General features: G+C 52.0%; 20 protein-coding genes and 1 tRNA gene. 13 read left to right on the forward strand and 8 right to left on the reverse strand.

Annotated features, from left to right (window positions below):
- Positions 1-15: 15 nt before the first annotated feature.
- Positions 16-1,092, reverse strand: a complete 1,077-nt coding sequence (locus GOX66_RS09515; protein WP_170761953.1) for a PLP-dependent cysteine synthase family protein — start codon at positions 1,090-1,092, stop codon at positions 16-18.
- A 668-nt stretch (positions 1,093-1,760) separates the two neighbouring features.
- On the opposite strand from GOX66_RS09515, the gene GOX66_RS26295 reads away from it, so the two are divergent.
- The 3 genes from GOX66_RS26295 (at position 1,761) to GOX66_RS09525 (ending at position 2,914) form a co-directional block, all read left to right on the forward strand.
- A complete protein-coding gene (locus GOX66_RS26295; RefSeq protein ID WP_419555555.1) occupies positions 1,761-1,877 on the forward strand; it encodes a DUF6538 domain-containing protein in 117 nt (38 codons plus the stop codon).
- 95 nt (positions 1,878-1,972) lie between these two features.
- Positions 1,973-2,092 (forward strand): hypothetical protein, encoded by a 120-nt coding sequence (locus tag GOX66_RS26300; RefSeq protein WP_419555556.1) that lies wholly within the window; start codon positions 1,973-1,975, stop codon positions 2,090-2,092.
- Positions 2,093-2,317: 225 nt separating this feature from the next.
- Positions 2,318-2,914, forward strand: a complete 597-nt coding sequence (locus GOX66_RS09525; RefSeq protein WP_272871506.1) for a peptidoglycan recognition protein family protein — start codon at positions 2,318-2,320, stop codon at positions 2,912-2,914.
- Between the two features lie 28 nt (positions 2,915-2,942).
- Here GOX66_RS09525 and GOX66_RS09530 read toward each other — a convergent pair whose 3' ends face one another.
- Positions 2,943-4,016: a trypsin-like serine peptidase gene (locus GOX66_RS09530; protein WP_170761957.1), complete on the reverse strand. Its 1,074-nt coding sequence runs from the start codon at positions 4,014-4,016 to the stop codon at positions 2,943-2,945.
- A gap of 86 nt (positions 4,017-4,102) precedes the next feature.
- Between GOX66_RS09530 and GOX66_RS09535 the strand changes: the two genes are divergently transcribed.
- A complete protein-coding gene (locus GOX66_RS09535) occupies positions 4,103-5,137 on the forward strand; it encodes a hypothetical protein (protein ID WP_170761959.1) in 1,035 nt (344 codons plus the stop codon).
- Positions 5,138-5,462: 325 nt separating this feature from the next.
- Positions 5,463-5,666 (forward strand): hypothetical protein, encoded by a 204-nt coding sequence (locus tag GOX66_RS09540; protein WP_170761962.1) that lies wholly within the window; start codon positions 5,463-5,465, stop codon positions 5,664-5,666.
- A 357-nt stretch (positions 5,667-6,023) separates the two neighbouring features.
- Here the strand turns inward: GOX66_RS09540 and GOX66_RS09545 are convergent, their stop codons facing one another.
- Positions 6,024-6,863 (reverse strand): DUF2189 domain-containing protein, encoded by an 840-nt coding sequence (locus GOX66_RS09545; protein WP_170761964.1) that lies wholly within the window; start codon positions 6,861-6,863, stop codon positions 6,024-6,026.
- 679 nt (positions 6,864-7,542) lie between these two features.
- Between GOX66_RS09545 and GOX66_RS09550 the strand changes: the two genes are divergently transcribed.
- The 4 genes from GOX66_RS09550 (at position 7,543) to GOX66_RS09565 (ending at position 11,152) form a co-directional block, all read left to right on the forward strand.
- Positions 7,543-7,767 carry a hypothetical protein gene (locus GOX66_RS09550; RefSeq protein WP_170761966.1) on the forward strand — a complete coding sequence of 75 codons (225 nt, stop codon included), beginning with the start codon at positions 7,543-7,545 and terminating at the stop codon, positions 7,765-7,767.
- A 168-nt stretch (positions 7,768-7,935) separates the two neighbouring features.
- Positions 7,936-9,120 carry a glycosyltransferase gene (locus GOX66_RS09555; protein ID WP_170761968.1) on the forward strand — a complete coding sequence of 395 codons (1,185 nt, stop codon included), beginning with the start codon at positions 7,936-7,938 and terminating at the stop codon, positions 9,118-9,120.
- Between the two features lie 97 nt (positions 9,121-9,217).
- Positions 9,218-10,114 (forward strand): hypothetical protein, encoded by an 897-nt coding sequence (locus GOX66_RS09560; RefSeq protein ID WP_170761970.1) that lies wholly within the window; start codon positions 9,218-9,220, stop codon positions 10,112-10,114.
- Positions 10,115-10,351: 237 nt separating this feature from the next.
- The gene (locus tag GOX66_RS09565) at positions 10,352-11,152 is read left to right on the forward strand and encodes a sulfotransferase family 2 domain-containing protein (RefSeq protein WP_170761972.1); all 801 of its coding nucleotides are present in this window, start codon (positions 10,352-10,354) and stop codon (positions 11,150-11,152) included.
- A gap of 26 nt (positions 11,153-11,178) precedes the next feature.
- On the opposite strand, the gene GOX66_RS09570 is transcribed toward GOX66_RS09565, so the two are convergent.
- Complete coding sequence (locus tag GOX66_RS09570; RefSeq protein ID WP_170761974.1) at positions 11,179-11,802, reverse strand: sulfotransferase family 2 domain-containing protein; 624 nt, start codon at positions 11,800-11,802, stop codon at positions 11,179-11,181.
- 30 nt (positions 11,803-11,832) lie between these two features.
- Here GOX66_RS09570 and GOX66_RS09575 point away from each other — a divergent pair, with 30 nt between their 5' ends.
- Positions 11,833-12,684: a putative nucleotide-diphospho-sugar transferase gene (locus GOX66_RS09575; RefSeq protein ID WP_170761976.1), complete on the forward strand. Its 852-nt coding sequence runs from the start codon at positions 11,833-11,835 to the stop codon at positions 12,682-12,684.
- Positions 12,685-12,890: 206 nt separating this feature from the next.
- On the forward strand, positions 12,891-13,646 hold the full coding sequence (locus tag GOX66_RS09580) for a hypothetical protein (RefSeq protein WP_170761978.1): 756 nt from the start codon (positions 12,891-12,893) through the stop codon (positions 13,644-13,646).
- Between the two features lie 448 nt (positions 13,647-14,094).
- On the opposite strand, the gene GOX66_RS09585 is transcribed toward GOX66_RS09580, so the two are convergent.
- Positions 14,095-14,793 carry a hypothetical protein gene (locus tag GOX66_RS09585; RefSeq protein ID WP_170761980.1) on the reverse strand — a complete coding sequence of 233 codons (699 nt, stop codon included), beginning with the start codon at positions 14,791-14,793 and terminating at the stop codon, positions 14,095-14,097.
- 453 nt (positions 14,794-15,246) lie between these two features.
- Positions 15,247-16,302, reverse strand: a complete 1,056-nt coding sequence (locus GOX66_RS09590) for a DMT family transporter (protein ID WP_170761982.1) — start codon at positions 16,300-16,302, stop codon at positions 15,247-15,249.
- An 880-nt stretch (positions 16,303-17,182) separates the two neighbouring features.
- On the opposite strand from GOX66_RS09590, the gene GOX66_RS09595 reads away from it, so the two are divergent.
- Positions 17,183-17,267 (forward strand) — tRNA-Leu (locus tag GOX66_RS09595).
- Between the two features lie 9 nt (positions 17,268-17,276).
- Here GOX66_RS09595 and GOX66_RS09600 read toward each other — a convergent pair.
- Positions 17,277-17,774, reverse strand: coding sequence for a hypothetical protein (locus GOX66_RS09600; RefSeq protein WP_170761984.1), 498 nt, complete (start codon positions 17,772-17,774; stop codon positions 17,277-17,279).
- On the reverse strand, positions 17,767-18,537 hold the full coding sequence (locus GOX66_RS09605) for a helix-turn-helix transcriptional regulator (RefSeq protein WP_170761986.1): 771 nt from the start codon (positions 18,535-18,537) through the stop codon (positions 17,767-17,769). The genes GOX66_RS09600 and GOX66_RS09605 overlap by 8 nt, the downstream gene beginning before the upstream one ends.
- 593 nt (positions 18,538-19,130) lie before the next feature.
- Between GOX66_RS09605 and GOX66_RS09610 the strand changes: the two genes are divergently transcribed.
- Positions 19,131-21,272 carry a hypothetical protein gene (locus GOX66_RS09610; RefSeq protein WP_170761988.1) on the forward strand — a complete coding sequence of 714 codons (2,142 nt, stop codon included), beginning with the start codon at positions 19,131-19,133 and terminating at the stop codon, positions 21,270-21,272.
- Positions 21,273-21,356 lie beyond the last annotated feature (84 nt).

Genomic DNA, 21,356 nt, shown 5'->3' on the forward strand with positions numbered 1-21,356 from the left:
CGGAATATTTCCGAGCTACTCAGCAACCATCTGCGCAGAGGGCGTGGACATTGAAATCGCCAGTTCCTCTCCTGTCATTTCCTCTTCTATTCCCTCGAAGAGAGGTGTCGAGAGATAGCGCTCGCCTGTGTCAGGCAGCATCATCAACATGACGGATCCTTCGGGCGCTTTTTCCGCGACTTTCATCGCAACCGCAAAAGTGGAGCCCCCGGAAATCCCAGTAAAGATGCCTTCCTCAGCAGCGAGGCGGCGAGACCACTCTATGCCTTCATTGCCTGGTATTGGGATCAATTCGTCAAAGTAAGCCAGATCAATGGCCTCTTGCATCACCCAGGGGATGAAATCCGGCGTCCAACCCTGGATCGGATGCGGCTCGAAATTTGGATGGCTCTCGGTCGGCTGATGGGCCTCGTTGCGGGTATTTACGTAGCCCGAGCTAACAATAGCCGCATTGTCCGGTTCAGTCAGAATGATCTTGGTGTCGGGACGCTCTCTTCGTAGAACACGTGCCACGCCCGAAACAGTTCCGCCGGTCCCGTAGCCGGTGATCCAGTAGTCGAGTTGTTCCCCTTTGAAGTCGCCCAGGATTTCTTGGGCGGTTGTGTTCTCGTGAATATCGGCATTTGCGGGCGTCTCGAACTGGCTGGCGAGGAACCATCCATTCTCTTCCGCCAGTTCTTTTGCCTTGGTATACATGCCGAAACCTTTCTGGGCCCGCGGCGTTAACACGACCTTCGCGCCTAGAAATCGCATCAACTTCCTTCGTTCCACCGAGAAACTGTCGGCCATGGTAACCACGAGCGGGTATCCTTTGGCCGCGCATACCATAGCGAGGCCGATCCCGGTGTTACCCGAAGTCGCCTCGACGACGGTTTGACCCGGCTTCAGTCGACCCTCGCGCTCAGCTGCCTCGATGATGTTAAGCGCCAAGCGATCTTTGACAGACCCAGCCGGGTTAAACGCTTCGAACTTGACGTAAACTTTCACATGCGTCGGCGCGATCCTGGTAATGCGGATACATGGCGTATCGCCTACCGTATCAAGAACGCTGTCGAATAGGCGCCCACGCCCCTTTGTGTTTCGGATTGCCATCTTATTCCCCCTGTTCACAGTTTGGGAAGCGTGCCACAGATTTGGCCAAAATCATATGTCGCTAGCGTGCCTCCTATACCCCATCCCAGTGCTGACAACGCTTGAGATAGTCCCCAACCTTTGCATCGACTGCGGTACCGATTTGCAATGTGCAGCCGATCCGTTGGCTCGAGCTCACGCCGGTCATCCGAAGCATTTTGTCTGGCTTGCGACCTGTCCCGACCTGACCAAAGGCGGCTGTGCGGACAAAGCGGTCACTTAAGCATGCATCAGCGAATGGCCAGATTTTTGCCTTTAATGTTCAAATCTATGAAGCTGGCTCGTTGTCAGATTGATCGCAATGCTCGGATCATACGAACGACTAGTTTTTGAGGGCGTAGTTGTATTCGAGGCCAAAATTGGCCTCTACATGGTGAATAATCGCGGTAAGTTCGCTGCAGGTGCAAGCGAGGCAATTTCGCCACTGGGGTACCAGTCGGGGTATCATTGGGTTTGAATTTATATTTTTTGATTTAAAAACATACCCTTACTATTTTTGTATTCCGTGTGGGCACCACAAAACTCATGAAATTCTTTAAATATCAATGCGTTAAAGCGCATTCGCTTGATTCGAAGGTGACACAAGAGGTGACGCCATGCCTCTAGTCATCGCTGAATTTGGAGCGATCATGGTCTTGGCAAAGCACGTCACGCGGAAGAAAGAGGGTGGTGTTTACTACTTTCGGAAGCGAGTTCCGGAGGAATTGCGGAAGCACTATCCGAGCCTTAGCAAGCGCGGTGATTAATATTTTTCTCTCAAGACCAAGAGTCTCACGGATGCTGCCAAGAAGGGCCGTAGGTTTCCGAGATAATCCTGCCTCTGAGACGCCAAGGGTTCAGTCTGAGGGCTATTGCTGACGTGCTGAATACTTCTGGCGTACCAACAGCCAGGGGAGGCCACTGGCTTGCGTCACAGATTCAGAAAACTCTCCATCGGCCTGTGGATGAAGAGCAGTCATAAACACCAATTCTTTAATAGGATTGTGTTTGGGGAGGACGCCTAGTGGCTCCGGAAACCATTGTCCCGATGGAGCCGAGGCCGATCATGCACTAACATTCAAATTGGACCACTCTGGCGGGGCGGATCAGGATCAAACCCTGTCTCAGCGTTCGCTGCACGCTCCCGTCTTTGTTAAATTGAATTTGTGTTATGCTGAACTCATATTTCAGTTATCGAGGTTCCATCATGTCGTTAAGAAGAATTGTGATGCATTGGTCGGCTGGAGGCCATACGGCAAACTCCTCAGACAAAAGACACTACCATGAAATCGTTGAAGGGGATGGTAATCGCGTTGAAGGTGATCATCTGCCTGAAGCCAATAATTCGACCGCGGACGGCCGCTATGCGGCGCACACCAGGGCCTTCAATACTGGCGCGATTGGTCTTTCAATGGCCGCGATGAGCGGAGCAAAGGAAAGACCTTTTAAAAAAGGCAAGTATCCTATTACGCCCGTTCAACTCAACGTGTTTGTTGAAATGGTTGCCGAATACGCCGATACTTACAACATTGACATTACCAGAGAGACTATCTTGTCTCATGCAGAAGTCGAAATCACACACGACGTAAAACAGAAAGGAAAGTGGGATATCACTTGGCTTCCAGGCATGGTGAAACCCGGCCATCCGATTGAAGTCGGCGATCATCTGCGTGAATTAATCAAATCGAAGCAAGCAGAGAACTTTGAAGAAAGTATGCCCAAAATGGCAAGTTCGGATATCGACAGTTTTTCAGAGAAACTTGCATCTCATATCAGCGAATTTCTGAAAACCTACAAAACCTAACTGTCAGAAGATGCTGTATAAGCGGTGCCTATGTCATACCGTGTAGAGCAGCCAGTCGGGCCGTTCTTGTGGCCAGCGGGGTATCCCAAAGTTTTAGAAGGCTCTGACGGACGGCATCGTGCGCGGCGGTGAGACTTGCCTCTTCGATGTGTCGGACCATGCGGGAAACTCGGACTCCTTCGTTGGCAATCCATTTGATCCTTGTGTCCGCATCGCCGAGCCTATCGAGCGAGATCGTCTTGCCGTTCACGTCGAGGACATTACCGTTTTTGTCCGTTGCCGGGACGGCCGCATGATGAAGTGCGACAACCTCCCAGCGGGAATTTAGGACAGGTGAGCCTGAGCTGCCTTTTTGAGTGTCCCCGCTGTACCAACAGAATGCATCTGCGTCTGTGTTGTTTTCCACCAGCAGGAAAGTGCTGTCATGGACCACTACCCGCTTCTGCTCTCCTTCAGGGTGCTGAATGATATTCACTGGATCCCCGATAAGGATCTTGCCTTCGCGGCCGAGTAGCGGCAGCCATCCCAAAGAGGAAAGAAGCTGAATTCCATTTTCCTGAAGAGCAACAAAGGTGACATCGAGTGTTTCGTCCGTCACGAAAAACCGGTCGGGATCGGCGACATAGTATTCTGGATTGACCGGGGTGCCTATGGTGTTGTCGTCGAAGAGAAACTCGAAAAACACATCGTCAAGATCAGGAATGTCAGAGATGACGTGGTGATTTGTCAAAACGATACCATCACCCACCAAAAATCCAGTTCCTGTTTCGACACCCCCATCTGTAATCTTGCAAACTGCACGCGACGTCAGCAGGCCTATTTCCAAGAACTCGCCAGAGAGGATATTGGTACGCGGTCCGATATATGCCTCTTGCCCCAATTCCCTTGCAACAATCAGGCGCGGTTCCTCATGGGATTCATGTGCGGCCAGATCGTCTTCGCGTAGCCTGGCCCGCAGTCGGCGAAGCTCACTTTCGGCTTCGTGCCCCATGCGTTTGGCGATCAACTGTTCGGCTTGTCGGATCTTCTCCAGGCGCGCATGGGTGCGCGCAATGCTGCCCTCAGTTACGGGTAAACCAATGTCATTAAGAGTAACGGCCATCATAATTCTCGCTAAAAACGTGCAAAATTGGTACCCTGACAGTCTATTTCAGAGGTGAGTCCAATCAAGCAATTTAGGAGAAACGAATGGCGAAGATCAGCTTTGAGGAATGGGTAAAGCTCGCTTCCGATCCCAGCAAACGCAGTATTTTTAAGGAGTTTTCAACGGTTCAGAAGGGGGAAGGCGGGTTCGATTTCCGGATCATACCGGATCCGGAAAAAGTCGAAATGGGCGCTGCCGACTATGAGTTGGAAAATGCTATGCAGATCGGAAACAATGCCGAACGTGCTGCGCGCAGGTTCGACTTTATTATTGATAGAATTACCAGCCCATCGAAGCCTGTGATTGTCGAAGAGGGCGACAGCTGGCACCAATTCCCCTTCCTGATCGACGAGATCATCGATCATCTGAGCCCTCACTACGCCGTCCTCTCTCTCGGTGCAGCGGGCGACACGGCCGCGAACATGGTTCACGGAGACCTGGCGCCGCGGAAATCCGAATATCTGGAAAACCTGAAGGCTCAAAAGAAGCACGTAAAGGCGTTCCTGTTCTCAGCAGCCGGCAACGACATTATCGGTGAGGACCCCCAGACGAAAAAATCCGCGCTCTACGGCATCCTGAGGGACTTCAACGGCAATATCAGCGATGTCGATGGTCACATTGATATCGACGAACTAGAGAACCGGCTGGATGAGTTGAAAACCGCGTACAAGAAGGTGATCTCGAACATCCGTTCAGTGCCGGAACTCAAACAACTTCCCATCTTCGTGCATGGCTACGACTACCCCTTCCCCTATCCGGCCTGGCCCAATGACCACCGGAACCCGATTTATGCCAACAACAATGAATGGCTCGGAGAACCCTTCGATCAGCGGCATTTCCCGAAGGAGACCCAAGCGCATTTCACACTCAAGCGCGACATACTAAAGGTGATGATCAACCGACTCTACGGCATGTTGAATGACGTCGCGAATGATCCCGGCAGTTCTCCCGTACATGTGATCGATTGTCGAAACACGCTGACGGACCTCAATGACTGGAATGATGAGATTCACGGAACTGATGAAGGTTTCAAAAAAATTGCTGCACGCTTCCAAAATAAATTAATTGAAATCCTCTAGGTCCAGTCCTGAATTCGAAGCCACAACCGCGACTTTGACTTTGAAACTTTCGACCAGCTATCGTCCACCAGATACTCTCCTAGCGCAAAAAGCGAAGTTCTTTTCAAAGGGAACGACAGGTGACATTGATATTTGTGATCGCATTTTTAGTCGCCATTGGCAGGCGCTTCTTCTTTGCCTACGCACCGCCCACTTGCGCACGTCATCCGTTGAGAGCCAGAAACACTACCCGCCATGGAAAAGAGCACCCATTCTGGTGCCACTTGGTCTGAACCTCCGCAACTGAGTTGGTCCACGCCTATGTTTAGGAAACGGAGGACCAAGAATGGCAAACAAGCGACCGAAGCCCGAAGAGATTGTCTCTAAGTTACGGCAGGTTGAGGTGCTGATGGGGCAGGCGGAACGGCCCAACATCAACAATGTCTCTCCCGGTCCCTCAACCGTTGGATGCGATGAAGCGATAGGTGCATCTTTGCGCGGATCATGGTGGGTCTGGCTGCCGAACACGGCGAATAGAAGACCGTCATGATCGATGGGACCTAAGGGAATGATCGGGCTGCTGTGTCCGATCTTGTCAGAGATAACCGCGTTCGTGAACGAGTGTCGGTGATCCAGAGCAAAACCAATCGGCCAATAAGAGCAAAGTAAATTCTGCGGCGGGCAGGCTTCTCGAGCCAATCGTACAGAGAATCAACCTTCCCCGACCAGCCAGAATAATGGGATCTTTTGAATCGTTCGGTCCGGATGCTCCGGCCATCTTCAGGATCGGCGATATAGACTCGTCGCTGTTTGCGACCATTGCTCAATTCGGTACGCCCGAGGACATGCTCCTTGATGACCTGAAAATTGGGCTTTTTTCCCTGCGGACGAAAAAGCACGCAGCAGCTCAAGGTGATGGCCGAGTAGATTGCCCCTCCGCTGGTAGCACAGCCCGCTGATAGAGATGCCATGTGGTGTGGCCAAGGATCGGCAGGGTGAAGATCAGGCCCAGAAACGCCGGAACCAAAGACAACAGCATGGTGACCGAGATGATCGCCGCCCAGGTGAGCATGACCAAAGGGCTTTCCGAGACGACACGTAATGAAGTTAACATGGCGGAAACAAAATTTGTTTCCCGGTCGAGCAGCATGGGCATGGCGACGACAGTCACCGAGAACAGAACAGCCGACAGAAATGCGCCTACGCAGGTGCCAATAGCAAGGAAGGTCCAGCCCTGCGGTGTGAAGAATACGGTGTTTAAAAACCCGTCAATATCCGAGAAAGATGCATTCTGCAGGGTGATCGCCAGCCAAAGCCGAACCTGGTAAATCCACACCCAGAAAATGAACAGGGTGACAAAGGCCATCCAGCCCAGTTCCCGCTTGCGCTGATTGGCCATGACGGTGAGGATTTCAGACCAGCCGAAACTCTCACCCGCCTGCAACCGGCGGGACATTTCGTAAAGCCCGGCGGCGGCGAAAGGCGCGACCAGTGGAAATCCTACAACGGCGGGAATGATCATCCATATCTTGCCGAGCCAGATCAGGCTCCAAACAAACAGGATTCCGAAAACCGCATAGAACAGGCCGAAGAAGCCGCTCATGAAGGGACGAGCCAGAAAGTCGGAAAACCCGGCCTTCAGCGACGCGGTGATATCATCAGCAGTCACCTTTCTGACCTTGGGCATGGCCTGCTGCTGCGGCGTCAGATTGTCCGGTGGTGTGGAACCTTCGGTCTTGGACGTCATGACACACTCCTCCAAAAGCATGGCACAGCGCTGGTCCGTCTGCCATTAGATCCAGCGGTGAAAAAGACATCCCTCATCCGCAAACAAGTTTGCATCAGCTGAGATTTAAGGGCAAGGGGGGGACATGGCAGCTAAGTCCGCAATTTGTGAGTTGACCGTCGAAACTTCGCTGTACTCTGCAGCATTGGCCGATACTCACGCTGCCAGGCAGAACCGAAAGCTGCATATTCGAAGAAAGTTTCCCGCAGCGAGCTCACGCAGCGAGAAAATCGAACTCACAGGTTAGGCGCATCCCGGACCTCGGATCCGGCACACACCTGCCGACGGCTACTACATCTCGATTCTACGATGCAATCCGTCAAACCGGGTCCTGATGAAACGCGCAACAATTTTGAAATGTGAAAGACGGCAGAGCGAGACAAAACAGTATTGCTTTACCCGCGCCAACTATCACCTGGTTGAAGTGGCGGGCAAGACACTCAAAGTCAGTTACTGGAATTTCAACTGCATTACGTTATCGTGTAATCAAAGCGCATACTGTCAAAATTTCACAGGAGGATGAACCTTGCCAGTAAGGCTGTTAGTCGCCGCATTGTTTCTGCACTCCGGTCTGACACCTTCCATTGTCATGGCACGGCAAAGCCAAACGTAGGCCAAAGTGACCGTGACGGCGGCAGAAATGAAGCCAGTATCGTTATCTGAAGTGTTCACTGGCAGGGTCGAGGCGGTGATCCGTGTCGCCCTGATTGCGCGCGTCCCCGGATATGTGAAACCCATCAATTTCAAAGACGGCTCGACCGTAGCAGCGGCGGGTGTCCTGGTCGAGATCGAACCGGATTCTAACGAGGCGACAGTCACCTACGTCCAAATTCCATCATGGGTAACCGAACAGCGGTTAACGTGATAACACCCGGTGGACCACTTCAGTAGGCGAGGATCAAACTCCACCAGACGATCTTTCGCTTCACTTGAGCTTGTAACACGCTAACATGGTGATACATAGGAACGCCGAGAACCCGTGTAATTCGGAACAGCCCATTAAATTGAAAAAGACCCCCAGCAGAATCGCCCGATGCAAACAGTTTACATCGTTACTCCCGTTTTCAACGGCGCGACATTCATAGACCGTTGTATACAAAGTGTGCTATCCCAATCCGGTGCTTTTCGTATCCGCTATCATGTACAGGATGGGGGTTCCAACGACGGCACGGTTGAATCACTGGAAGCATGGAAGAAGCGAGTTAAAAACCGCTCAATTCCAATATCTTGCTGTGACATAGAGTTTTCGTTTTCTTCAGAAAAAGACGCATCCATGTACGATGCTCTGGAAAAAGGATTTAACGTCTTTGGTGACGCACCCGCTGACGCGTTTTTGACATGGATAAACTACGACGACATCCTATTGCCCGGCGCATGCGCTCTGGCCGCAACGTTGGATGAGCAGTTTGAAAAGCGCGAAGTTGCGTGGTTTACCGGCATGCACAATACCGCTCATCTTGATGGTTGCCCCACCCCATTATGGGCTGCGCCGTTACCTCGAGAAATTATAGCAAATGGTGTCGCTGATGGTTTGCTGGCGCCGACTGTTCAACAAGAAGGTACCTTCTTCAGGCGATGGCTTTGGGATTCAGTGGACAAGACTCAAGCCTTCGGCGAGTTGCGTTTCGCAGGAGACTGGAACCTTTGGCGTCTAATGGCGGCTCATGCACCTTTGTATCAGTTAAACAATATGGCGACTGGACGTTTTTCGCGAGTCAACGGACAACTGAGTCAAGGTCGGGAAGGTTACACTCGCGAAATCGACAGTATAGTTGGGCGGTCCGAAAGGATCGAGCGCCACAGAACTCTTTTGCAAAGTGATAATCTCCATACTCCAACCCTCGAGTTTGGTGGAAACGGAGGTGAATTCCGAAGGAGTCAGCGACCTGAAACATCTTTTAGCTTATTATACTTAGCTTCCAGAAAAGTCCCGGAACGCCTGAATGATTATCAGCAAGAGATTGCTGAACAAAAGGCTATGGAAGCTGAGCAAGAAGCGGCCAGAAAGGCGCAAGAAGCGGCCAGAAAGGCGCAAGAAGCTGCACGAAAAGAGCAGGAAGCTGTAAGAAAGGCGCAGGAAGTTGAAAAAGAAAAACTGCGAGTTTTGAACGAAGGTAAAGCCCAAGAGTACGACCGGATAATCGCAAAACGAGAGGCCAGTATTTGGAGAGTACCCTATCGCTTGTGGAAGAAACACGTAAAACGTCGGAGAGGTTGAAAAATTTAGAGCTGATTGCGCAAGTTTCGATTTCCGATAGATGCGCGCTCAAACTGGCCAAAGGAACGGCAACGGTCTTTCAAAACGGAGAATATTTTTGGCGGGAATGGAATATTCAGACATCGTCGTTCGAACAAAGGAAGACGAAGGTCGATACGCAGTCAGTGATAACATTCGACGACATGGTTATGAAAAGGCCTTTCTGGAACTGCAGGAAACGCTTTCATCCCTGGGAGTTGACGTCTCTCGTCACACTTTTGATGAGGATACCTTTCGCCGGTTAGAAGAATCGTTTGCCGCTGCCGAAAAGTATCGTCTTCTTCGCCCAGGCGGCGTGCCACCATGGAGTTTCCTTGGCCTTTGTATCCTGCATGACCTATTGGCCCCGCAGCATTACTTGGAATCCGGGTATTACCGCGGATCATCGCTTCTTGCTGCGCTAAGTAATTCGCGACTTCGAAAGATTCATGGCTTTGACCCAAATCCAAACAATCTGGCGCTGCCGGGTTTTCCGGATCATGTGAGCGCAACCTTGGTTGAAGAGGATTTCAGCAAAGCCGCGCCAAGGAACACCCATGGAGCCGAAGCGCTGGTCTACTTTGATGACCATATCAACACCGCGCAGCGAATTCTGGAGGCACAAAAAAAGGGCTACCGTCACCTGTTGTTTGACGATTCCTGCGGTCTGACCGGAACATCCCAGCGGCACTGGCCTTCAATGCCCACGTTGTACTTCATTGTCCATGTCGATGATCTCGAACCAGGTGACTTCGTGGAATGGCCGAGCCCGATTGGACGAGCCCGCGATGGCTCCGGCGGCGATGGTCAGTTACGTGTAACTTTTGACGCCGAGTTAATTGATCTTTGTCGCAGGGCCAAGGACGTTATTTCCGGATGGACCAAACTGCCTAATCTTGCAGATTACGTGCTTTGGCCGTCCGCGTCCGGCTATCCAGATGTGACACAACATTTGGTTCTGCTAAAGGACTCATAGATTGTCACGGAGCCGCAGACAGGGGTTGCGCCAGACCTATTGTGACAAGGCGCTAGTGCATGTAGTGGCATCAGAAATTGTAAACGCCGAGGCTTCTGTTGTCTGAGCTTGACACGAGTTATTTGCTCTGGCTCACATGCACGAGTCGAAGAGGGGCCTTGGAAGCTTGGTTCTGAAATAGGCCGTCAAAACCTATCTGGATTGCAAACAAAACAAGTGGAAACAGGGGGTCGGGATATGGGCGTTAGGGGAATTCTGCGAAATATTTTTGGGAAGTCTGATACACGCCCGGTCAATACCCCTGTGCCCGAAGAACCCGAAGTTGAAATCCAGGATTCAAGCGAGCCAACTGACGCGACGCTACAAATAATGGGCATGGAAATATCGGAGGAGGCCGCAGAGGCCGTTCGGGCGGCAATCAAAAAGTCTGGCGTCTGGTTCGTGGATATACCTCGTACCTCCTCAAGTTCCATTCGGACAGAGTTGGGGCGACATTTTGGGCCGGCATACGGCAAGAGCAATCTCTTTGAACAGGACGAAGCCCTTGAACAGTTGTTCCTCGATCATGTGCCCGCCCATGTAATGCGCTCGTTTCTGGGTGAAGAAGTTTGGGATTCTGTCTTCACCTTTTCGGTTGTACGCAATCCGTGGGATCGGTGTTTCTCGCTATTCAACTATTTGCAGAGAAGTGAAAATATTCCTATGGAATGGAGCTTTGCCCAGTTTCTTCATGCGCTGGAGAAAGCAGATGAAAACACTCCCGGCTTCAAGTTTCACGGGCATCGGTACGGCGCGTCTGACTTCTTGCTCGATAAAGATAACACGGTTTTAGTGGACCAAATCGTGCGCTTCGAGGACCGGGACCAGGGTCTGGCCAAAGTTGCCGAAAGGTTGAATTTGCCAGAGTTGGGCAAGCTGCATCTGCAAAGGGCAACCGAACGCGGTGCAAACTACAGAGACCAATACGACTCAGAGTCGCGACGCATTGTCGGGCGGCTCTATGAGAAAGACATCAAACTTTTCGGATATGAGTTTTAGAAACGTCGAGGCTACAACTTACTGAGTTAACTCACTTTTGAGCGGTAGTTGAAGCACCAAAAATCCTTGCGATAGACTTTGATCGCTGCTTTTCGCGTGCGTCGATCAAAATATGTAGGCCATTCAGCCCGAGTGGAGGTGTTGAGGCGCCTCATGCCAGAGTATTCCAGCCCGATTTGGCCAGCAATTTCACTCATGCTTTCTTCAAGCGTTTCGAACTTGCCGACATAGTCCAAATCGGTACGACCCCACCGTTTGCAAAGCCAGTCTGATTGAGGGCGAAAGTGGGGATAGACTTTCGCGCTTTCCAAGCCCTCGGTCACGAATTTCTGAAAGTCGCCGTTGTAGGGCGAAAGATGCTCTTTCGCGAAGGCTCGGTCGCCTTCATTCAAGCCACCTTTGTCAAGGAAGTGGAAGGCTGAGACCAACCGGTCAAGCGGATGCCGAACTATCGCAAACTTATAATAGGACTTGAACCATTTTCGCTTCTCGTATGAATGCACAGGTATGTGCCCGTAGGGGTCTTCTATCCAATCTTTGGACCCATCGTAATCGGCACCAAGCACAGGCAAACCAAAAAGATCGAGGACGCTCTTGCCAGCCGTCTTGGGAACATGGACAAAGAGGCAACGATGTTTGTGCGAGATCATATGTTTACCTTCCCTCAATCGAGGTTTTAGATGCCATATTCGCAGTCTGATGGTAACCCACTGGTCGTCACTTTCGTCGACAAACGCTACATTCCGGTTCTTGCAAACTGGCTGGCATTTGCATGCCGTGTCGGAAACTTCGATATCTGTATCTATTGTCTTGATCGCGAGACAGAGGACTTCGCCAAAGCTGCCGGGCTCGGAGTTGAATCGGTCAATTGGGATGGTTCTTTTGAGAATCTCTGGGCTCTTCGGCTGCGCATCCTGGCCGACTTGGTCGAAGAGGGGCGGTCGATTGTTCACACGGACAGTGATTGCATCTGGTTGGCTGATCCACTGCTCAACGGGTTTGGAAGCGGAGCGGATCTAATCTTTTCACAAGGAACTATTCATCCGGCTTCTGTCCACGAAAAACTTGGGTTTGTTCTTTGTTGCGGCCTGTTTCGGGTGAACCCCGGAGCTGGTGGCAGTCAGTTTCTCAGAAAACTTGCAGAGCATGTTGAACACACAAAGGATGATCAGGCCTCTGTTAACGAATTACTGCTTTCCGCTGAAACGGTCTGGGACCGATCAGATACTCCGGATTACCGGTTGAGGTTCCGCAACAGCACTTTCCCGTGCTGGACAGAGACTTTGCGCGGAGTATGTACGCGAGAGCAGATAACCATTGATCTCGTGCCACATAAACTGGTGCAGCGAATTCCTGATCCCACCGCGCTCGAGCGCGAAGTCATTGCAAAACACCACTTTTCGGCGAAGGACGCGAAAGCGAAGCTGGACGAGTTTCGCAAACAGGGCTTGTATGCGCTTGTTCAAAACTGGGACAAGCTTGAACCAGGTGCATTGCTTGAAGACTATTTAGGCACCTTTCCCAAGGACTAGCTCTGGAAGGTCGGCAACGGGAGTCCTGCAACACATTTACTGTTCTTTCCGCGAAGCGTATACACGACATCGCTGGCTCGTGCCTTGACACACCAGTTCTGGTGAATTCGGGGTGGGGAGGCTCAGAACGCACTTCTTCACTCAAACCAAGTTCAAGGAATAAACTGGTTTTGTTCGATAAAAGCACTGCAAATAAAGGCTGAATTTTGAAGAAACGAATTTTTCAATTTCTAAAAACACCCGAATATAGGGGAAAGGATAGCGGGGAAAGTGCTGAGGAAATGAATTTTCTTATCTATCAAATGGGGAAGGTCGGCTCGAAAACAATATACCATACCCTATTGGACTCCAAGTTTGTGTCCTATCATACACATAGCCATGCTGAAGCGCGGCGCATCATTAGCAACGCAGAGTGCAAGCTTGTTGTGATAACAGGATTCAGAGAACCTCTTGCCAGGACAATTAGCGCCTTCTTCCACAATATAGACAATCAACAGAGCCATTGGTTTCTGGGAGACAAGGCTGATGTGTTGAATTTGTCCACTTCGGAGTTAATTGATGCCTTCAATCAAAAGATGATACCGCATTTAGAATCAGTGGTTAATCCGTGGTTCGAGAACTTTCTGGAAAGTGTCGGGGTAGATCGCACTCAACTTCGTGACAATGACTGGGGTTTCACTGCAGCATCCAAAAAATTGGAGATCTTCGGCTACAAACTTGAAAGGTTTGATGATTTCGGTGCGGCCTTTTTCAACTATTTTCCGGAAATGGAAATTCAAGATGGGTTCAAGAAAAGAAATATAGGTTCAGAGAAGTGGTATGCCTCAATTTATAGAAATTTCGTTGCATCTTATAAAATTGACGAAGAATCATACGATCGAATATTCAAAGACACGTCTTATTCCAACAACGTCTATTCGAGATCCGAAATTAAACGATACGCAAGTAAATTTCTTCTCTGATGCGATGTCCCACTTTTGTCGAGATCTAAGAAGCCTCCTTTGAATGTGGCTGGGTTTTAATTTACTGGACATTCGCCTCAACAAATTGAGTAAAATCAGTTCGTGATTGTGATATTAATTCCTGGACTTTGTTATTATTTAACGGGCTGTGCCCATAACTCTAAGGCTGCGCGTCCTGTGGATAAAATGCAGTTCGGAATCTGCATTGTTGCGAGCTGTGCAGTTACCGCGAGTAAAGCACAATCGATCCGCAGCTTGTCGAATACTTAGCGACGAGCGTGATGGTAAATCTTGGGTTTCATTCGGAGGGTAAACGAATGATGCTGCAACGGCAGAAAGCGACCAGTCACACAGCGTGTTTATCGGTCCGCTTCCGGAACGTGGTTTCTAAATCTGTCCCGGCAATACAAGACGCAAATCGGGTGGCGCGCTTACCCTGGCCGCCTAGTCAGTCCGTTGCGAAGCAATAAAACAGGCCTGCCCCACCAGAACGCGGCAGATGCTCCTCGCCGCAACCGCGCGAGCCGTGCGATGAGTTCCAGGACACCATGTTTCTGGCATCGTTGAGCCCTACACGGTCATGGTGCCCGACAATCGCGGATCCGTCCTCACTATTCGAGGTCCAGTTGCCGCATGTCGTATCGCCGCCTGCTGTCGAGAAATATCCGGCGGAATCGGTGCCAGTCAGAATGTCATGTTTGTTCGGCTGGCTGCCACGCCCGTTGACGGGATTGCCGTTTTCGTCGAGCGCGGTCTGCAGGTTAATATTCACGCCGTCACTGTGCAGGTCTTCGAGATTGTTTGCGATGAGCTCTCCACTGGCATTATGCCAGGGGCCCGATCCGATCCGATCGCGTGCAGAAATGCCATTGGTGATTGTCATCGGGTCGGTGCTGCGGTCAATGCTCATGGAGGTGCTCAGGTAGGCAGCAAAGGTTTTGGAGGAACCAGCGGCCGAAGCAAGCGCATTGCAATGAGCATCCGCGCCTTCGAGCCCGCCTAGATTGGCACCGTCCCCTTTGCCCACACTGGTGATGAAGAAAGACATCTCTTCGCTTCCCGATTGCGCCTGTGCGGTCGCCGCGAAACAGCAGATTACAAGCGCCACGACTCCGCGAGCGGCGGTGGTATTGGTGAAATTCGACATGTGTGTCTCCCTTCGTGCTGTGTGATTACTGATGCTAACCCCAAGTGCTGGTTGGGTCCACGGAATGACGCTCACGAATTTGAGAACTCAGCAGCGATGCAATCGAAGTATGGACCGAAAGATTATTGGTCGACACTGAAGTGGTTGGTGACTTCCGCCCAATTCATTTGTCGGATCTCGGAGACACCCTCAAAAATACTGCTGCGGCCACAACTGATACGTAGGATACAAAGTATTTCAACGGGGCAATTGCTTCTGCCTCAACCGTCAATGACGTAATACGTTTGGTTGCAGTCACCATATGATCGCACCCCGTTCCCGCGTAGCGAGAAACTCGAGGGCACGGCCTTCGTTCCGATATCGCGGCGGAGAATGGTCTCATCAGGCCCGGATATCGGGCGCAGCATCCGATTCAAATGGGATTGGTGCGCTTTGGGTCGGTCGCGCTACTGGTTAGGCTCGATTACTGATCCCACTTGGGTCTCGTGGTCGGATGTCTTCGGCTTCTTCCCCTATCGCCGGGAAGCCAGTTGCGAACACGGTTTCGGCTACAGGCGCAGGTACTTTGGCTCGTCGAGTCGCGCGGAGTTCGCGATAGCCAAGATACAATCCGGCGCCGACGATCAGCGTCATACCGGCCAAGGTGCGTAGTTCCGGCACCTCGCCCCAGAAAAGCCAGGCAGCCACTGCAGCGAAAGGCAGATACGAATAGTCGAAGGGCGCAATCAGGCTGGCGCTGGCCACTTGATATGCGCGATTCAGTAAAATGTACCCAACCATCCCCACCAAGCCCAAAAGCGCCAATTTCACCAATTGTGTCCCTTCGGGCATCACGAACTCAAACCGCAAGTGATGGAACTCTGGTCCAATAGGCACCAGCGTATTTACCAACCAGCCAATCGGCCAAATCAGCATTCCCGAAAACCCGATGGTCCACAGGCTCATGGTCAGGCTACTTTCGCCGTCGCCCACACGCCGCGTAAGAACCATAGAAGCTGCATAAAACAACGCGCAAAAAAGAGGTAACACAGCCACCCATTGAAAGCTGCCATGCCCCGGCGCCATGGCAATCAAAACGCCCGCGAAGCCGACGATCAACGCCCCGATCCGATGCCGTCCCATTCGCTCACCCAGAAACAGCGCGGCCAACACCGCCGTGAAAAGAGGCGCAGAGAAAAAAATCGTCGAGACTTCCGCAAGGCCCATAAAGGGAAACGCAGCGTAGAACATCGCAAAGCCGCCGGTAAAAAGAGCGGCCCGCACAAAGTGAATCGGCCATAGAGGCGTAAAGAACCGGTGCTTCTCGCCCAGGCAGGTAATCAGTGGCACAAGGATTGCGACCGAGACACAGGCCCGGGCAAATATCAGCATCCAAAGTGGCTGAGCACCCAGAAGCTCCTTAATGAGCATGTCTTGCCCAACAAAAAGCCACATACCGGCCACAACACAGGCGATCCCCTCGATCGATCGCGAGGACTGGACAGGCGTGAAAGAGGCGACGGTTGTCATTGTGAAACACTCGGTTGTCAATTGGTCTGTTGGAAACCTTGGTCGGGGTTCTTACCGCCGCTGCGAATCCACAGAGCTACTCACAAACGTTGAATGATTCGACGCCCGAAAGCGCGCCTGTCCCCGACATTGGTGCCGGAATTTGGCCGGTTATCCCTTCGGGGCCGATTCAATCTGATCTGTTCAATGACTCCGGTGATGAGTTTTTGTTGGGGAGCTTTTTCTCGGCATGCAAGCAGAGGACTTAGGTGCCCGAAACACGAGGGTTCGAGTTGTTCTACACCTTGCTTTTTCAATGCAAACTCCGAATGTCCAAAACCACCTTCACACAGTGACTCTGCTTGGCCCGGGGTTTACTTCTCGTCTCCGCTAACTGGCAGTAACGACGAGCCAGAATCCCTCGTTTATCAAATCTCTTAAACTGTCCCATTGGCGCTGACGTCAGACAGACGAAACTAGTGTTTTTCAAGAAACAGAACATTACGGCACCTCAATGGTCAGGTTTCAACATTCGGGCAAATGGACGCAAACCGTAATGAACTGTATCTTCTCTTTAAGTTGTTGTTTTTAATCGCGTTTGAATCCGTGTGGGCGCGATATAATTCCGTAGTAGTTTTGGCTCCCAAACCCCTCTTGTTTCCGCAAAGAAAACAAGTCTGGCATCTGTTCGAACTTGATCTGACCTGAAGCCGTGCGGCAGGTAAGTCGCGTCATTCTAACCGCATGGCGTTTAAGCCCCGTGTTGCCCGAATTGAAACTCTCTTGTCCGACGGACATCGAATCCCAAAGATCCGAGCGATGATCAACTTACTGCCTTTTCAATCAGTTTGCTTGGCAGTAATAGTCCCAGAAGCCACCGGCCGAATTGGTCGGTATCCGTGCGGATGTGGCGAAACTGGTAAACGCAAGGGACTTAAAATCCCTCGTCCTAGGACTTGCGGGTTCGATCCCCGCCATCCGCACCATCATCAACTTCAGATTGGAAAACCCAGCTGGCCGATCAGGCGCCAGATATCTCGGTTCGCAGTTGATAGTTCCGCGACGACACTCTCGATCTCCTGAATGGCATTTTCATCAACGGTGTCTTCGCGCCCAAGTTTAATGTCAGTTTTTCGATCCGCGATACGCATCAGAATGGTTTTTGGGTTTCCGCTTTCCGCGTCGAAAGAATAAATGCAGTGATTGTACCTGTTTCGAATAGCGGAAAGTTTGCTCAGGTGCTGGGTGTGTTCCAGAATGGGATCGCGTATCTCTGCAGGGCGGCCGTCCATCTTGGCCAACCGCTCTACCAGGTCGATCCGCGCGCGTGTCGTGTTCAGTGTCAAGAAGATGATCACCGCGACATCTTTGTTCGTTCCACTCAGACCGGCAATCAGGTGGATCAACAGGCTTTCTGTGTTGGTCCACATGTAGTTCAGCCTGCCAACCAGTAAGATCAGCCGGTCGAAGCGGTTTTCGAGTTTCTCAGTCAACAGCCTGGCCGAGCGCTTCTTCGGATGCCACTTCAAAATAGAACTGCGCAGCCGCGGTTCGGTTACTGACGCCGATTTTGCCCACAACATTGTGCATGTGCAGCTTTACCGTGTGCTCAGTGATGCCAAGGTTCGAGGCGATGATCTTGTTGCTTTGCCCTCTTGAGACCAAGTGCAGAACTTGTTTTTCCCGACGTGTCAGCTTGGAAAAAATGGGGTGAGGGGCTTTGGTCGCCTTTAGCGGCTTTTGGACCGTCGTATCGCTCACAAGACAAGGCTTGTTCTGGTTCTGCGCGGCGGAGACGCAATCTGCCAGGAAACTGGGCAGGTAAAGCTCTTCGTGCATAAGAAGCCGCAAAATGGAACGCCACACATCTGGCGCGACGTTCATTGGCAGGTAGCCGATATATCCGAATTGTTTTCGATCCCAGTGTTCAAACAGAACACGGGCTGAATCTTCCTTGCGGTATGCAAAGGCGAGGCAGCCGTCTCCCGCGGCTTCAGTATATACGTCTGGCCGGGCGAGAAGATCATCCAGCATTATCTGATCAACGACAACCACTTTGCCCGCCAACGAAGCCGGAGCGCCGGTCGATTTAAGATCGGCAATATCTTCGTATCTGTGCGCCGCGACACCAAATCCGATTTGAACGCTTTGCAACGTTTGATTTGAGTAGAATAGTTCTTTGCCAATGAAGTTGATCGAGAACTCTTCAGGACAAACATCTATTCGGGCAACACTATCCTGCAACGGATTGCTCATAACTTCCCCCTATAAACCCACGCCGCGAAATCTGCGGCGAAATCGTAAACGACACTTGATAACGTAAATTAAATTTTAGTCTTACCGGACTATAGCTGAAAGACTAATTTTCATCAACAATTCGTGTTGTCTAGCCGATTGGTACTAGAACTTTTGGCTAGTCGCTGACCGTTGTTCCCGTAAAAGTAGAGGAAAATAAGGGTTTTCTCCGGTTGGCCGGGCAACACGATTTTTTTCGCGCTTGAATGCGTTAATTTTGGGTTAATGTTACAAATTATCATTTTAAAACAATATAGTACCTAAACTAATGCTTTAGATTAGCTATTCAGAACGCCTTCCTGCTGCAACCATGGGTCTGCTTCAATTTGAGAAGCTTCTGTTCCTGACGTGCCCGCGAATCGCGAATTAGCGCGAGTTTCAATAAAGCGGTCGCAGCTTCGGCTAAGCCGGGAAAGGGGGGTGACGACGAATTCATGACGAAGACGCATGCAAGCGCGGTTTTGCGCCTGGGTGCTTTGTATTTTGTTTCAATCGCGCCAGTAGCCGTTTTGTAGATGAATGACGGTCAGGCGCCCTGATAAGTGGAAATTGTTATGGATAGACGCCAACAACCGCACAATGATATTACTGCCATTGGTGAAGTAAACGTCGATGACGCCTATGTTGATGTAGAGGCCCAAGTTACTGTCGAAGAAGCTGAAATCGATGCTAACCTCAATGAGCAAGAGCAAACCAACGATAACAGCGTAGACAACGAAAACGAGCAAGACCAGAAGCAGGAGCAAGATCAGGAAACTGTTGTCGAAAACGAAAACGAACAGGAACAAGAACAGGATCAGGACCAGAAACAGGACCAGGATCAGGACCAGTATCAGGACCAGACCAACGGCAATAACGACAACTCGAACGCTGTGAATATTGACTTCGGTGGCGGTGAATGGATTCCCCGCGACGATGATCATGTTGATGTTGACGTGAGCAAAGGTGGTACGGTCGACGACGTCATTACCGTTGGAAATGACTTCGATTACGATCCGGGCGATGACTTGAACCTGGATGTTTCACTGAATGGCCGTGGCAACGACATGGCGTCCTTCAATAACCAAGTTGCCAGCCTGCAGGACGACGATTACCTGGGTAGCGCAAGTGTGTCCAACACTGGCTATTTCGAGCAGAATGGTGACGCATACGGTGGGACTGCCGAAGCTTCTGAAGGCATCGGATCACATTCAGATGGTGGCATTTCAGGCAACGGTGGCACTGTCAACGGTGGTGATGCGGGTTCGTATACCAAGGGCGGCAGCTCGTATGCTGAAGGTGGTTACTCTGGTGACGCCGACGCCGACGCAGATGGCGGAAACGGTGGAAACTCAGGTGACGCCGCGACATTGGGTCTGGGCGTAGGTAAGTCTGACGCATATGCCGACGGCGACAGCACGGGTGGTGATGGTGGTCACGCCAAAGCCGATTCCGATGCAGATAACGACGGTAAGTCGGACTCGGATGCCGATGGTTATGGTGCCGATGGTGGCAACGCCGGTTCGATCGGTCTTGGCCTTGGACTGGGTTTGTCGGGTGCTGGCAACGATGGCAAGTCGGAAGGCGGCGACAACGACTCTGACGCCGACGCCAAAGGTACCGGTCTGGCTGCAAACGACTCATCGGCTGACGGTGCTGACGGTGGCAACAGTGGTGCTGGCAACTTGGGTCTTGGCCTTGCTGGCAGCCTTGCTGGTAGCCTTGCCGGTAGCGACGCAAGCGGCGACGGCGGTAAAGGTGACGGCGGCAATGCCGACGGCGGCGACGGTGACAACAATGACGCAACCGGCGGCGCGGGTACAGGCGGTGCCGGTGGCGCTGGCGGTCCTGAGCTCATCGAAGAGCTGGCAGCCGGTGGCGGTGACGGCGGCGACGGTACTGGCGGCAACGGCGTGAATGAGAACAACACTGGCGGTGGAACCGGCGGCGCGGGCACTGGCGGTTCGGGCGACGGCGGTGACGCGGATGCAGACGCTGATGCGGACGCGGACGCTCAGGGCGTAGGCGACCAGACAGCGGATTCCATGGCTGGTGCTGGCGGAACCAATACCACTGACGGTAGTGCTGACGGCACCGGAACCGGTACGGCGATGGCTGATGGCGTCGGCGGCGGCGGCGGTGCAATCGATCAGGACGCAACTTCTGATGGTTCTGGCACAGGTTCTGCTGATGCGACCAATACTGCTGGTGCTGGTGGCGCGGTAGACGTCTTCTCTGAAGCGGACGTCGACGGTTCGGCAGACAGCCTAGCCCATGCAATCTCGGGCTATGGCGGCGCCGCGAACTCCGACAACGATGCGACGTCGACCGGAACCGGCAGTGCGACGGGCATGGCCGATTCAGGCTTCGGTGGCGGCGGCGGCGCCGCGCAGGCGACCGGTGGTACCACCGGCAAAGCGGACGGCACTGCCATGGCTGGCAAGACCTATGGTGGAGACACCACAGGTGGAGCCGCCAGCGGGGCAAACTCCGGTAAAGGCGGTGACGGCGGTAACGCTGGCGAGTGGGGCTCGAACAATGGCGGTGACGGCATTGTAACCGGTGAATCCTACGCATCTGCCGCTGCGGTGGTCGATACTTCGGCCTTCAACCAGACGATCGTCATGGGTGCCAACGTACTGGGCAACAATGTCGATACGACGATGGTTGGTGGTTCGATGTCCTCGAGCTACGCCAGCGATGATACCGACGCGTAAATTCTAACAGAGCCCGCTTTGGCGGGCTCTGACCATTTAAAAACAATGCCGGGGCCGCGACAGGTGGCCTCGGCCCAACTTAAC

The organism is Ruegeria lacuscaerulensis (genome assembly GCF_013031245.1).
Lineage (GTDB): Bacteria > Pseudomonadota > Alphaproteobacteria > Rhodobacterales > Rhodobacteraceae > Ruegeria > Ruegeria lacuscaerulensis_C.

Coding starts and splice junctions, on each gene's coding strand:
- GOX66_RS09515 (WP_170761953.1), bottom strand. CDS start 1,092: ATGGCAATCCGAAACACAAAGGGGCGTGGGCGCCTATTCGACAGCGTT.
- GOX66_RS26295 (WP_419555555.1), top strand. CDS start 1,761: ATGGTCTTGGCAAAGCACGTCACGCGGAAGAAAGAGGGTGGTGTTTAC.
- GOX66_RS09525 (WP_272871506.1), top strand. CDS start 2,318: ATGTCGTTAAGAAGAATTGTGATGCATTGGTCGGCTGGAGGCCATACG.
- GOX66_RS09530 (WP_170761957.1), bottom strand. CDS start 4,016: ATGGCCGTTACTCTTAATGACATTGGTTTACCCGTAACTGAGGGCAGC.
- GOX66_RS09535 (WP_170761959.1), top strand. CDS start 4,103: ATGGCGAAGATCAGCTTTGAGGAATGGGTAAAGCTCGCTTCCGATCCC.
- GOX66_RS09540 (WP_170761962.1), top strand. CDS start 5,463: ATGGCAAACAAGCGACCGAAGCCCGAAGAGATTGTCTCTAAGTTACGG.
- GOX66_RS09545 (WP_170761964.1), bottom strand. CDS start 6,863: ATGACGTCCAAGACCGAAGGTTCCACACCACCGGACAATCTGACGCCG.
- GOX66_RS09550 (WP_170761966.1), top strand. CDS start 7,543: ATGAAGCCAGTATCGTTATCTGAAGTGTTCACTGGCAGGGTCGAGGCG.
- GOX66_RS09555 (WP_170761968.1), top strand. CDS start 7,936: ATGCAAACAGTTTACATCGTTACTCCCGTTTTCAACGGCGCGACATTC.
- GOX66_RS09565 (WP_170761972.1), top strand. CDS start 10,352: ATGGGCGTTAGGGGAATTCTGCGAAATATTTTTGGGAAGTCTGATACA.
- GOX66_RS09570 (WP_170761974.1), bottom strand. CDS start 11,802: ATGATCTCGCACAAACATCGTTGCCTCTTTGTCCATGTTCCCAAGACG.
- GOX66_RS09575 (WP_170761976.1), top strand. CDS start 11,833: ATGCCATATTCGCAGTCTGATGGTAACCCACTGGTCGTCACTTTCGTC.
- GOX66_RS09585 (WP_170761980.1), bottom strand. CDS start 14,793: ATGTCGAATTTCACCAATACCACCGCCGCTCGCGGAGTCGTGGCGCTT.
- GOX66_RS09590 (WP_170761982.1), bottom strand. CDS start 16,302: ATGACAACCGTCGCCTCTTTCACGCCTGTCCAGTCCTCGCGATCGATC.
- GOX66_RS09605 (WP_170761986.1), bottom strand. CDS start 18,537: ATGAGCAATCCGTTGCAGGATAGTGTTGCCCGAATAGATGTTTGTCCT.
- GOX66_RS09610 (WP_170761988.1), top strand. CDS start 19,131: ATGGATAGACGCCAACAACCGCACAATGATATTACTGCCATTGGTGAA.